Source organism: Hymenobacter perfusus (assembly GCF_003944765.1).
GTDB lineage: Bacteria > Bacteroidota > Bacteroidia > Cytophagales > Hymenobacteraceae > Hymenobacter > Hymenobacter perfusus.
Map to the genome: position 1 here is coordinate 371,199 of NZ_RWIU01000002.1, position 13,436 is coordinate 384,634.

Sequence of the window (13,436 nt, forward strand, 5' to 3'; positions counted from 1 at the left end):
ACAGAGAACAAAACAGCGGAGTGACGGGCATCTCACTACTCAATACCCACTACTCTATACTAATAAGCAACCTACCGGATGCCCACCGGGTTCAGGACTTCCACTTCCAGTCGTTCCAGTTTGGTAATGGGCACGTACTGGTTGTCGTGGGCGCCGGCCGGGTAGCCGATGCCCTGGAACACGGCTCCCGAAACCGGCCCGCCATTGGCCAGCTGCTGCTGAAACGCGGGGCCGTATTGATGCAGCTGGCTACCGAAATAGTACAGCAGCTCGAAGCCGGTGAAGGCAAAAACCGACGGCGGCAGGTTCTGGCGCTGCACGTAAAGCTGCCGGAAGCGGCGCACCCCGGAGTTGGTTTTATCGAGGAATTTCGGGTGCACAAAGTACACATCGCGGGCATCCAGCTGGCCCAGACCGATGCGGTTGTTATCCAGCCAGGAAGCGTAGGTAATGACCGGCAGACGAGCGTCCTGAGCCTTGAGCATGCCCAGCGTATACGGCCCGGCCTTCTTCCCATCGGAGGCTACCACCAGATGCCCGATGTTTTTCAGATCAACACCCGCAAAGCCGGCGGCCAGGGACTCTTCCACGTCGGAGTTGATGCGGCGCAGCTGCAGCACGCGGCCACCCAGCGCCTCGTAGGCCTGCTTGTAGGCGGCCCCGAAATCTTCCTCGTCCTTGGTGTCTTCGTAGAGTACCACGGCCGTACGAGAGCCGCCGAGGCGGCTAAAGGCAAACTGCGCCGCCTGCCGGGCCTGGGTGGCGGTGCTGGGCTCGAACAGGTAATGCCAGGGATTGTCCAGCACCAGACTGCCATCCTGCGACAACGGGTTGACCACCGCAATCTGCCGCTGCTGAGCGTAGCGGGCCAGAATCTTGGACCCCGACTTGTATACCGGCCCGATGATCAGGTCCATGCCGGCCAGCTCGGGCAGGGCCAGCACCTGTTTGAGCTGGGTGGTATCGGCACCGGTATCGTAGGTGAACAGCTGCACCGGCCGGCCTTCGCGCTGCAAGGAGTCCTGGGCCAGGCGCAGGCCGGCGTACAGGTCCGTCACGAACTGATTTTTGCGCCGCTTCTCCCAGCTCGGGTCGTTGAACTCGAAGGGTAGGAGTACCCCGATGTTGTAGGTGGATTTTTTAGCGGCCTGGGGGCGGGGTGTGTAGCGGGTCCGGTCGAGCTGAAACTGGCTGATAAGCTGGTCGAGCTGGCCTTTGTCGGCCTCGGTGTACCAGCCGCCGTTGGCCAGCTTATCGGCGTAGGCGCGGGCCAGCATGGCTTCCTGGGGGTAGCTTTTGAGCAGGTTCTGGAAAGTGGCTTTGTCCTTAACGCGGGGCAGGTAGGTGGCCTTCATGTTCTCCCGCTCGGTGGTCAGGCGGCCTTCCGGTACCTGGACCAGCACCCGCAGGGCATTCTCGAAGTCGCCCTGCTCAAACGATACCTGACCCTGCAGGAAAAATGCCTCCGCCAGCGCCGGCCACTGGGCATACTCGCTGCGCAGCAGGTTCAGCATCTGCTCGGCTTCGGCCCACTTCTTGGCGCGGCTGGCGGCTACGGCGTAGAGGTAAGCAGCTTCCGGGGCCTTGGCAAACTTGGTGGCCGGGGCCGTGAGGGGCTCCAGCTCCTGCAGCGCCAGATCGTAGCGCGCTTGGTCTAGCAGGGTTTTACCGTTTTTGTAGCGCACGTTGGGGTCGGTGGAACCCAGGTTAGCCGGTAGGGGAGGCCCCGTAGGCTTGGGTGCCGCAGAAGTAGCCGGCCGGGTAGGGGTGGGCTTAGCGGGGGCCGTTGGGGCAGGTTTGGGGGCCGTGGCCGCCGGTTTGGTAGCAGCGGCGGCGGGCTTGGCCGGAGTTGTTGCTGGTCTGGCGGGTGTGCCAGGGGCGGGCTTGCTGGTGGCCGGAGCCGTGGCGGCGGGTTTCTTGGCAGGTGTCTGCTGAGCCGTAGCAGGCGCGACCAGGCCCAGACCGGCCGAAAAAACAACAGCGGGGAGAAAAGAGGAAAGCCTCATAAACCGAGGAGCCAGGGGAAAAGGCGGGAGGAACCACGGAGCCGCAACCGGCGCAACTCACCGGGCAAAGGTACGCAGTTGCGGCGGGGAAGACGTAGCCCCGCTGCGTCCGGGCGGCTACCGGCGGTTAATTGGAATTATTTTAATCTGGAATTAAGCTGCATTTAACCCGGTCTTAAGTTTAGGCCTGCCGGGCGGCCGTACCTTTGTCACGGTTGAGCTGCCGTCGATTCAGTGGTCCTACGCAGGTTGTAGAACTTTCCGGTGCGTGGGAGTTATTGAGTTGCTGGCCTGCTTCCAACTGGCTCTTCGGAGCTGCCTGTTCTGCTTGCCACCACTACTCCCCCTATGGCCGACCACCCCGAACCCTCCCTCACTCCCGGGCAGCGCCTGCTGCGCCTGCTGGCGTCTGAGCGCCGCGACATTACCTACTTATACGTGTACGCCGCCCTCACCGGGCTTATCAGCCTGACGCTGCCGCTGGGCGTACAATCCGTTATCGGCTTCGTGAGCAGCGGCGACGTGAGCACCTCGCTCATCGTGCTCATCGGCTTTATTGTGGTGGGCACGTTTCTGGTAGGCGCGCTGCAGGTAATGCAGCTGTACCTGGTAGAGTTTATTCAGCAGCGGCTGTTTGCCCGCATCAGCCTGGATTTTGCCGTCCGCCTGCCCCGCATCCGGACCGAGCAGCTGGATGGCCAGTACCTGCCGGAGCTGGTAAACCGCCTGCTTGATACGCCCACGCTGCAAAAAGGCCTTTCCACGCTGCTGGTCGAGTTTTCGGCGGCGGCTTTGCAGATTTTGTTTGGGTTGATTCTGCTCAGCTTTTATCATCCCATCTTCATTGCGTTCGGCCTGCTGCTGATTGGCTTGCTGGTGCTGATGGTGCGCCTGACGGGTGGTGACGGCTTGAAAACCAGTCTGGTAGAATCGAAATACAAGTACCGCGTGGTGGCTTGGCTCGAAGACGTGGCCCGCACGGTGCATACTTTCCGCCACGGCCAGCGGCAGGAGTTGGCCCTCAGCCGCACCGATGGGCTGGTGCAGGGCTACCTCACGGCGCGGCAAAGTCACTTCCGGGTGCTCCTGACGCAATTCTGGGGCTTCGTGGCATTCAAAACGCTCATTACTGCCTCCCTGCTCATCATCGGGTGCTGGCTGCTGATCAGCAAGCAGATCAATATTGGTCAGTTCGTGGCGGCCGAAATCGTCATCATCCTCATCATCTCGGCCGTGGAGAAGCTGCTGCTCAAGCTGGATGTGGTGTACGACGCCCTGACGTCGCTCGATAAAATCGGCCATGTGCTGGATCTGCCGGTGCTGACGCCCCACGTGGGCGTGGAGCTGCCGCTGCCCGCTACCAATGCCGGAATACGCGTGGAGCTGCGCCACTTGGCGTACCAGTACCCCGGCGGCACCAAGCAGCCGGTGCAGGAAGTGTCGCTGACGTTGACCGCCGGGGAGCACCTGGGCTTAGCCGGCACCGATGGCTCGGGCAAAACTACGCTGCTGCGCATTCTGGCCGGCTTGCTCGACGGCTACACCGGCGTGGTCGCCTACGATGGGTTGGCGCTGCAGGACATTTCCAGCGAGGCCCTGGGCCGCTACGTGGGCGACAATATTGCGCATCAGCACCTGTTCGACGGCACCCTGCTCCAGAATCTGACCCTTGACCAGCCCCGCGTGAGTGCCGACGATGTGGCCTGGGCGCTGGAGCTGGTGGGCCTGCGCGACGACTTCTACAGCCGGCCGCAGGGCCTGAACACGCCCCTGGGTATCGGTACTCCATTTTCCGACAGCGTCCGGCAGAAGCTGCTGCTGGCCCGCGCTCTGGTAAGCCGGCCCCGCCTGCTGCTGCTCGATAACTTCCTGCCCGGCGTAGAGCCCGTGGAACGCCTACGTATTCTGCGCCGTTTGCTCGATGCTGCTCAGCCCTGGACCATTATTCTGGCTTCCAACGACCGCGGCGTACTGGAGCTTTGTCCCCGGCTGGCTCTGCTGCGCGAAGGCCGTCTAGTGGCCAATGGCTCTTTTGAAGACGTTGCCCCGCAACTCACCCGCTAAGCCCGCTCCGGGGTGGCTGCCCTGGCTGGCCGCCCCGCTCTTCCCTCACTGACTAATTCCGCTATCCTGTGCCTTTCGCTGAACACCCACTGGAAGAAACCAACCCGCTGACGTCGCGCTTCCGCTCGTTTGAGCAGGTGCAGACGCCACGCGCCGGCCGCACCGTGGCCCGCTGGCTGGGCGGGTTGGGCATCCTCATCATTCTGGCCGGCTTTCTGCCTTGGACGCAGAACATCCGCTCCACCGGCCAGCTCACCACCCTGCGCCCCCAGGACCGCCCCCAAACCGTGCCCAGCACCATTGGCGGCCGGATTAATAAATGGCTGGTGCGGGAAGGCCAGCGCGTAGCCAAGGGCGATACGCTGGTGCTCATCACCGAAATCAAGGAAAAGTATTTCGACCCCGAGCTGCTGACCCGTACCCGCGAGCAGCTGGCGGCCAAAATTGCCTCGCTGGAAGAAAACAAGGGCAAAACCGTGGCCCTCGGCGACCAGCAGGTGGCCCTGCGCAGCGGCCTGGCCGTGAGCCTCGACAAGGCCCGCAACAAAGTCAGCCAAGCCCGTCTCAAAGTAAACTCCGATGAGGCCGAGCTGCGCGCCGCCAACAACGACTTCAGCATTGCCGAGCAACAGCTGGCCCGCCAGGAGGCCCTCTACAAGCAGGGCCTCAAGAGCCTGACCGAGCTGGAGCAGCGCCGCCTGAAGTTTCAGGAAAGCACCGCCAAGCGCCAGGCCGTGGAAAACAAGCTGGGTGCTTCGCGGCAGGAGCTGGTGAATTCCCAGCTGGAGCTGTCATCGTTGCAGGCTGAATATCAGGACAAACTAGCCAAGTCCGAATCGGACCGCCGCTCGGCCGTGGCCTACCAGTTTGACTCGGAAGGCCAGATTGCCAAGCTACGCAACGAGCTGGCCAACCTCAGCATCCGCTCGGGCTACTACCACATCACGGCCCCGCAGGACGGTTACGTGGTGCGGGCCCTGAAGGAAGGCCTCGGCGAGATTATCAAGGAAGGCGAAGACATCGTCACCATCATGCCTATTGCCCCCGCCCTGGCCGCCGAGCTGTACGTGCAGCCCATGGATATCCCGCTGCTGAGCGTGGGCCGCAAGGTGCGCCTGCAGTTTGATGGGTGGCCGGCACTGGTATTCAGCGGCTGGCCCGGCACCAGCTTCGGCACCTTCGGGGGCCGGGTGGCGGTCATCGATAATATCGACTCGCAGGGGCAGTACCGTATTCTGGTAATTCCCGACCCCGAGCTGGAAGCCTGGCCGAAGCCATTGCGGGTAGGCTCGGGCGTATACGGCTGGGCGTTGCTCGACGACGTGCCCATCTGGTACGAGCTGTGGCGGCAGCTCAATGGCTTCCCGCCCGATTTCGTGGGTCGCCCGGCCGAATCGGCCAAGAAGGACGCCAAGAAAGCCGCCAAACCCACGGGCTCGGCGGAGGAGGAGGAAGCCAAATGAGCCGCTCCTCAGTAGGGATGACCCCCACCTCAGGGCGGAGCCGTCGGAAACTCCTATGGCTTCTGGTGTGGGCTATAGCCGGGCTGCTGCCGCACTTGGCTACGGCACAGCCCGTAGTCCGGCCCTTGACGCCACCCCTGACCCGGCCTGCCACCAGTATTGCCCCGGCCGATTCCGGGCAGGTGTTTTCGCTCAACGATTTGCTGACTTACGTGGCCCTGCGGCACCCGGTGGCCCGGCAGGCCGGGCTTCTGCCCGAGCGCGCCCTGCAGGAAGTACGCTACGCCCGGGGCATGTTCGACCCCACCGCCGCCAGCAAATACTACGGTAAAACCTTCGGCGGCAAAGAGTATTTCCACGACTGGGATTCGCAGCTGCGGGTGCCCCTCTGGTTCGGGGCTGATGTAAAAGCTGGTTTCGATAGGGGCGTGGGTACCTACATCAACCCCGAGAGCCAGACCTCGCCGGCCGGCCTGAGCTACCTGGGCCTTTCGGTGCCGCTGGCTCAGGGGCTGCTCATTGATGAGCGCCGTGCCGCCGTGCGCCAGGCGCAGGCACTGCAGGGCTTGGCCGAAGCCGAGCGGCGCGGGGCCCTCAACAAGCTGCTGCTGCAAGCCGCTAAGGACTACTGGGACTGGAGCCTGAACTACCAGCGGCTGCGGCTACTGGACCGCAACGCGGGCCTGGCCAACGTGCGCTTCGAGGCCGTGCGTCAGCGCGTGCTGTTCGGCGACCTGGCCGCCATCGACTCGGTGGAGGCCCTGACGGAGCTGCAGAACCGGCTGGCCACGCTCAGTCAGGCGCGGGTGCAGTTCCGCAACTCCACGCTGCTGCTTAGCAACTACCTCTGGGACGAGCAGCAGCAGCCCCGGGAACTGCCCGCCGCCACCCGGCCCCAGGTGCTGCCCGGTCCCGCCGACTGGCGCACCCTGCCGCCCGACTCGGTGGCCCAGCTCAGCCAGCTGGCCCAGCAGATTCATCCGGAGCTGCAGAAGAGCCGGGCCAAGCTCAGCCAGCTGGGCGTGGAGCGGCGCCTGCTCACCAATAAGCTGCTGCCCAAGCTTTCCGTCGATTACAACCTGTTGCAGGCCGGCCAGCCCTTCAATCCCGAAAAGCCGGCCAGTCTGAGCGGCGCGTATCTGCAGAACAACTACAAGCTAGGCGTGAGCTTTGCCTACCCGCTGCTGCTACGCCAGGAGCGCGCCAAGCTCCAGCTGAACCGCCTCAAGCAGCAGGAGCTGCAATTCGATCTGCAGCAGGACACCCGCGAGATTGAAACCGGTGTGCGCACCGTGGCCAACGAGTGGGAGGCCCTGCGCGAACAGCTGACCCTGCAGGAGCAGGTAGTGCGCAACGCCGAGCGGCTGCGGACCGGCGAGCAGATCCGTTTCGAGAACGGGGAAAGCTCGGTGTTCCTCATTAACTCCCGCGAAGCCACGTTGGTATCGGCCCGCGTGAAGCTGGCTGAACTGCAGGCCAAGTACGCCCAGACCCAAGCCACACTGCGCTGGGCTGCAGGTGGTATCGAGTAGCGCACTAGCGTGAACTGTACGTCCCGGTCCGGCGGCTGTAAGCTGTCGGGCCGGTTGTCGTTTGAGGCCATCTAAATGATACCGGAGTAGCAGTAACTGGCAACGCACAACTGGCAACAGGGTGAGCACACCAAACAGGGCAACCCGCCGTTATCATCGGCGGTTAAAAATTCCGTACTTGTGCATATGCCGATGTCCGTTGCTGCCTTGTCTTTGCCCCAACTGCGCCAGCGCCTGAACCTGCTACTGGTGCTGGGCGCGTCGCTCACGCTGAGCGTGGTGCTGATTACCTTCCGCGTATTCCTGACGCACAAGATTTCCTTCGTCTTTCTGCTCTGGAACCTGTTTCTGGCTCTGATTCCGTTCGGGCTGAGCACCATGCTGGGGTTGTCGGCGGGGAAGTTGCGGGCGCGGGTGCTGCTGCCGGTGGGGGCGGCCTGGCTGCTGTTCTTCCCGAACGCGCCCTACATCCTCACCGACCTGTTTCACCTGGAGCCCCGCGCCGGCGTGCCCTATTGGTACGATCTGGCCCTGATTCTGAGTTGCGCTTGGAACGGGCTGATGCTGGCCTACGCCTCCCTCACCGATATGCAGCAGCTGGTAGCGCGCCGCCTGGGCGCGGGGGCGGGCTGGGCTTTTGCCACGGTGGCTCTGCTGCTAAGCAGCTTCGGCATTTACCTGGGCCGCTTCCTGCGCTTCAATAGCTGGGATATCCTTACCAACCCCGTCACGCTGTTTTATGATATTGTGAGCCGGTTGCTGCACCCGGCCGCGCACCGGGGCACCTGGGGCGTTACGCTGCTCTATGGCGTGTTTCTACTGCTGGGCTACGCCACCGTGCGGCTGCTGGGCCGGCTGGGAGAGGAGCGGGAAGCGGCATAACCAACGGCGGCTGGCATAGCGTATATCGGCCTACCCTGCTACCTTGCCCGCCCTATGCTGCACCTCACCCCCGACGAGAATTCTCCCACCCCGATGAGCTGGCCGCGCCTGCTCAGCCGCCGCCGCTACCCCGAGCAGCCCCAACTCCACGTTGTCACGGATGCGCCGCCGGTGCGCGGAGCCTTCGTGCAGGATTACGACCGGGTGGTGTTCAGCTCGGCCTTCCGACGGCTGCAGCGCAAAACCCAGGTGATGCCGCTGCCCGAAACCGACTTCGTGCATACCCGCCTCACCCACGCCCTCGAAACAGCCAGTGTGGGCCGCTCCCTGGGCCGCCTCGGAGGCCGGCTGCTACTGGAGGAAAGTGAGGAACTCGCCGCCCAGCTCCCGCACCTGGATAGCGACTTCGGCGACATTGTGGCCGCCGCCTGTCTGGTTCACGATATCGGTAACCCGCCCTTCGGTCATTCCGGTGAGGATGCTATTTCGGCGTACTTCCGCAGCAGTGCCGCCGAGCCTTTCGTGCGGATGCTCACGCCCGCCCAGCGCGCCGATTTGCAGCAGTTTGAGGGCAACGCGGCAGGTTTCCGGGTGCTCACCCACACCTACGCGGCCCACAGCAGCGGCTCGGCTGGCCTGGGGCTGACTTACGCCACGCTGGGGGCGTTCCTGAAGTACCCCCGGCCTTCAATAAGCGACGAAACTACCCTCACCGGCGGTATCAGTGAGCAGCGGTATGGTTACTTCCAGACCGAAGCCCCGCGCTTTCGGGAAGTGGCCCGCGAGCTGGGCCTGCTGGCCCGGTCAGCCACGCCCGATGCTGATGTCGAGGCTACCGCGTTCTGCCGACACCCGCTGGCGTTTCTGGTAGAGGCCGCCGATGACATCTGCTACCGCATCATTGATCTGGAAGACGGGCTGCGGCTGGGACTGATTCCGGCCGCCGAAGGGCTGGGCCTGCTGCGCGAGCTGCTGGGCGACGCGCCCAATCGCCAGGGTTCGGTGGAGTGGCGCGACTGGCGCGAGGAGCTGGGTTACCTGCGCGCGCGCCTCATCAACCGACTGGTGCAGCAGACGGCCCGCCTGTTTGCTGACCGCGCCGCCGCCCTGCTACGCGGCCACGCCGATGAGCCGCTGGTGCAGCAGCTGGACTGCTGGCCGCAGCTGCAGGAAATCGGGCGGCTCACGCGGTACTACCTCTACGAAAGCCGGCCGGTGCTCGAAATTGAGGCCGCCGGGTTCGAGGTGCTGGCGGGCCTGCTGCACGCCTTCCTGCACGCCACCTTCGACCCGCAGCAGAGTCCCCGTTCCCGCAAGCTGCTACAACTGCTGCCGGCGCAGTTTCGGGCCGTGGGGCCGCAGCAGGAAGCCACACCCTACGAGCAGATTATCCTGCTTACCGATTACATTGGTGGCCTGACGGATGAAAATGCGCTGAGTCTGTTCCGGACCATTCACGGAACAGACCTGCCCGGCCGCCTGTAAGCGGTGAGCATTTGGCATAGCATATTTTACCCGGAAGCCATTCGTTCTCCTTATCAGGTAGCCGTCGGCTACTGCAGCAGCCGAAAAGTAGTATCCAGGGGTTGAATGCGCAGGAGCTGCTGGTATTTGGCCTGCAGCTCCTGCTGCATTTGGTGCTGTTCCTTTTTCTTGAACAGGCGCACTTTGTACGGGGTACCCGGCGTCCGGCGTAGATTCACGAATACCAGGCCCCGGCTGCGCCGCTGGGTGGCTTCGCCGCTCTGGATGCGGGCAATGCGCTTGCGGTTGTTGCCCAGCAGGGCCTGGAGCGGGCTGAGACCCACGTACAGGTTGGCGTGGCCATCGAGGCTGTATTCGCCGGTTACCTGCATATCTGTGAGGTTACTGCTCAGGTTGAGGCCCGGGATAAGCACTTTGCTGCCTTCCAGCACAAAGCGGGGCTGCACCGGCTCGAAGAACAGGTGGCTGGTTCGCTTTTCGCTCAGGATGCGCAGGGCCTGCATCAGGGCGTCTACCTGCAGCAGTTCCAGGTTGCGCAAATCGGTGCGTAGAAAAGCCCGGGTACTGGCGAGGCGGGGCAGAAACGTCTGGTCTAGGTCGGTGCGAACGTCGGCCTGGGCCTGCATAGTGCCCCGGATATTCTCCGGTCCCAGTACATCGAAGCCCAGTTCCCGCGCCAAGGCAAACAGTGCCGGCAGTTGCACCTGCTGCACCCGCACCTGAGCGTGCAGCGGGTGGTGGTTCGCCCCCGAATCGGTTTGCAGAATACCTTTCAGGTACAGCTGTCCGCCAAAAGCCTGCATCGAGCATTCTTCCACCCGCGCTCTGCCCGCTTCCAGGTAGCTCATCAACCGGAAGTTCTGGCCGCGCAGGGCTCCGTAGTGCATCGCATCCGCTGTTACCCGAACCTGACCCGTCACGGTGCCATCAAGAAAAGGAGAGGGTGAGCCGGCAGCCCGGCGGGTACGGCTGCGGGTACTGTTGGCCGGTTGTTCCGGCACCGTGCTCAGGGCCGCCAGCAGTTGCAGCAGTGCCTGCACATCCAGCGTGGCGTAGCGCAGGTCCAGGTTGGCACGGGCGCGGCTGAGGTGGTGGCCAGCCAGCCGCGCACTGGCACTGATGCGCCCTTGCCCGCCCATCCCCGTCCGGAATGTAAACGCCGGGATCTGAAAGTCGGGGCCGTTTTTTTTCAGCTGGACTTGTACCTGGGTCAGCTCATCGGAACCGGGCAGCTGCAGCCGGTCGATGGTAGCTGTAACGTCGCTGTTGGCTGCCAGCAGCACGTCGCGCAGGGTTGGGTCAGGGGCTGCTTTGGCGGGGCGGCGGCTCGGACGAGTAATTCTACCTAACAATTGCTGGTAGCTAAGGGTGGGAAAATGCACTGCCAGACGGGCCGCTATGGGCTGTAGGTTCAGCGTATCAGTAGGCCAGCTGACCACCCCGCTGAGCTGCCCTCCCCATACTTCTACGTGCAGGTCACGGAGTTGCACATTGTGGCCGTCGTGGCGTACCGTGGCGGCCATGCGCCGGAGAGTATCATGGCCTACCACCAGCCGCTGGCAGTGCAGGGCCACGTTCAGCCGCAGGCCGGGCGGCAAAACATTAAGGGCCCGGGCAGCCAGATCCTGGTTGCGGGTATAACCCGCCCGGGGGGACTGGGCCGGCTTTTTGCGCCCGCCGCCGGGCGCCGCCAGCAGACGCCGCAACTCATTCAACTGAATTTCATCTACCGCGAAAGTGCCCTCTACTCGGGTAGTAGAATGCTGCCCGCTGAAATAGGCCAGCAAATGGGTAGTGGTAGCATTGGCCTGTACGCGCATGCCATTGAGCCGGCCCGTCAGGTTTTCCAGCCGCCAGATACTGTCCTGCAACCGCACCTGTACGTTCAGATTGCTCATGCGGGCCCGGCGGCTCGGAATATCAAAGGTGGCCTTTTCGAGGCGTACGGTGCCCCGGGCGGCAATGGGCGGCAGTAGCGTGTCAGCAAGCAATGCCCGGCGGGCAGTGCGGTTCGGAATGGCCGGCAGTATTCCGTTCAGCTCCAGGTCAAGCGCCGCCTGGCCCTGGCGCGCGCGCCATAAATCGGGTACCACCACCGAGGCCAGCGTCTGCAGCTCAGTACGCCCGCGTACGTGGCCGCTCAGATGCGGGCGGGTGAAGTCGCGCACCAGCAGCACCGCGTCCAGCTGACCCGCTTCCGAGTACAGCCGGCACTGATCAAACCGCAGCGACGTGGTGCGGGGCGCGTGGTCCGGCCCGTTGTCGAAGGTGCCCCGGGCGTCCCAGCGCTTAATCCGCCGCGCCGAATCGGCCCACTGGACCTGGGCATTACGCATGGTGAAGTGCAGCACCGTGCGCGGCCGGGTGGTAGGGCCGCTGAGGCCCCGGATGGTATAATGAATATGGGCGTGACTGGGGCTCCGGGCTCCGCGCAGAAACCGCTCCAGCCCGGGCGGCAGGGCCGTGTGCAGAATCTCCAGCAACGGCTGATTGCCCTGAAACGTGAGGTTGAGATGGGTACCACGGGGTTCAGCGGGGCTGGCACCACGGTGCGTACCGTTTACCAGCACCGTGTCGCCGTTGAGCGTGGCGCGGGTACGCTCAAACGTACCTTCCCGCCGCTGAAAATCGTAGCGGTAGCGGATACGTGCCACCACGGGCTCCTGTTCAAACAGATTGCCCCGGCTGCTGCGCAGATACACCAGTTGCCCGTTCAGCCAGCCCCGCACGTTTGCCTGGCCTGCTTTTACCTGCACCCGCAGCCGGCCCTGGCGCACATGAGCCGAGAAGCCGCTGTTATGAAGCTCATTGCGGTTAATAACCCGCACGTTCAGCAGCCGCAGAGAATCCAGGTTGAAATCGGGGGGCGACTTAGGCTGACTCCGGCGCGGACCTTTGCCCCTTAGGCCCCAGTCGCGGCCCAGGGAGTCAGTTACCTGCCGGAATACGGCATCCTGAATGGTGAGGTGGCTTACCCGGAACTCGCCCCGCCAGATGTGGCGCAGCTCCAGCCTCACATCGGCCCGACCAATCTGCAGGACCGGCACGGCCCGCTGGTAGGAGGTATCCGTGAGGGAAAGATGCTGCACCGAGGCCGTCAGGTGGGGGAAGTCGCGTAGCATCGAGAAATCTATTTCCATCGGCCCCAGCACCAGGTCCGATTGCCGGGCCAGGCGTTGCCGGATCAAGTGTTCCAGCTGTTGCCGCCCCCAGTGCGTACTCAGCAGCCAGCCCCCTGCTACTACCGCCAGCAGCAGCCCCACAACAGAAAAGGCCAGTACACGGCGGAACAGAGGCATTTTCATAGAAGCGCGAACGAACAGGTAGCAGGTTGGTCGTTGGCTTCTACGCAGAAAGCGCATTGCGTGCCACGTCGCTCGCCAGAAATTACCGTTCCACTCTCATCCCGTCTTGCCGCCTCGGCTAACCGTCGCCGGAGAAGAAATATGGTAGAATTTTATTTATACAAATTCTAAATAGTTATACTTGCAACTACCTGCACACCGTTGAACAGCATGCTTTATGGCTCAATTCTTTCATCACAACGATTTCGGGTATTGTGCCCGCTGTCCGCGCACCCGGCATCTGCACGTGTGCTTCGGCAATGTGGCTTTGGCTACTACGCCCGAAGAGTTTCAGAAATTTCGCCGTTCCGTAGGTGACACCTGGCAGCATCACTGCCTGCGCACCCACGACCCAGAAGCACGGTGCATTGCCCTGCGCACCTCCGCCCTCCGGCTGGCCCTGGTGTTCTCACTGGTAGAACTCACTCAGCTCCGTGATATTCTGGAAAACACAGCTCTGTTGTTGGAAGTAGAGTTGCTGCTGCAATAAGCGCGTCTTTCGGAGCGGGGCCAGTTGATGCTGCCTGTGCCAGTTAGCTGCCGATGCTTTGGGAGCGGTAATGGCCAAACAGCAGAGAGGACTTGCGGCTCCTGAAAATGTCATGGCTAAGCTTGCAGGGCAATACAAGCAAATGGCCCTGCAGCTGCAAAACCGGAGGG

The 13,436-nt window shown here is 63.2% G+C and carries 8 protein-coding genes; 6 read left to right on the plus strand and 2 right to left on the minus strand.

Features of this window, described 5'->3' with window-relative positions; all coding sequences use genetic code 11:
- Window positions 1-71 precede the first annotated feature (71 nt).
- Window positions 72-2,006, minus strand: a complete 1,935-nt coding sequence (locus EI293_RS07735) for an ABC transporter substrate-binding protein (protein WP_125436568.1) — start codon at window positions 2,004-2,006, stop codon at window positions 72-74.
- Window positions 2,007-2,354: 348 nt separating this feature from the next.
- On the opposite strand from EI293_RS07735, the gene EI293_RS07740 reads away from it, so the two are divergent.
- From EI293_RS07740 to dgt, 5 genes are all read left to right on the plus strand, one after another.
- Window positions 2,355-4,070: a peptidase domain-containing ABC transporter gene (locus EI293_RS07740; RefSeq protein WP_125436569.1), complete on the plus strand. Its 1,716-nt coding sequence runs from the start codon at window positions 2,355-2,357 to the stop codon at window positions 4,068-4,070.
- 68 nt (window positions 4,071-4,138) lie between these two features.
- Window positions 4,139-5,533, plus strand: coding sequence for an HlyD family secretion protein (locus tag EI293_RS07745; RefSeq protein WP_125436570.1), 1,395 nt, complete (start codon window positions 4,139-4,141; stop codon window positions 5,531-5,533).
- 125 nt (window positions 5,534-5,658) lie between these two features.
- Window positions 5,659-7,065, plus strand: a complete 1,407-nt coding sequence (locus EI293_RS07750; RefSeq protein ID WP_170170295.1) for a TolC family protein — start codon at window positions 5,659-5,661, stop codon at window positions 7,063-7,065.
- A 192-nt stretch (window positions 7,066-7,257) separates the two neighbouring features.
- On the plus strand, window positions 7,258-7,947 hold the full coding sequence (locus EI293_RS07755) for a DUF1361 domain-containing protein (RefSeq protein ID WP_170170296.1): 690 nt from the start codon (window positions 7,258-7,260) through the stop codon (window positions 7,945-7,947).
- A 54-nt stretch (window positions 7,948-8,001) separates the two neighbouring features.
- Window positions 8,002-9,432 (plus strand): dGTP triphosphohydrolase, encoded by a 1,431-nt coding sequence (gene dgt, locus EI293_RS07760; RefSeq protein ID WP_125436573.1) that lies wholly within the window; start codon window positions 8,002-8,004, stop codon window positions 9,430-9,432.
- Between the two features lie 68 nt (window positions 9,433-9,500).
- Here dgt and EI293_RS07765 read toward each other — a convergent pair whose 3' ends face one another.
- Window positions 9,501-12,737 carry an AsmA family protein gene (locus EI293_RS07765; protein WP_170170297.1) on the minus strand — a complete coding sequence of 1,079 codons (3,237 nt, stop codon included), beginning with the start codon at window positions 12,735-12,737 and terminating at the stop codon, window positions 9,501-9,503.
- Window positions 12,738-12,954: 217 nt separating this feature from the next.
- Between EI293_RS07765 and EI293_RS07770 the strand changes: the two genes are divergently transcribed.
- Window positions 12,955-13,266: a DUF6686 family protein gene (locus tag EI293_RS07770; protein WP_125436575.1), complete on the plus strand. Its 312-nt coding sequence runs from the start codon at window positions 12,955-12,957 to the stop codon at window positions 13,264-13,266.
- The last annotated feature ends 170 nt before the right edge of the window (window positions 13,267-13,436 follow it).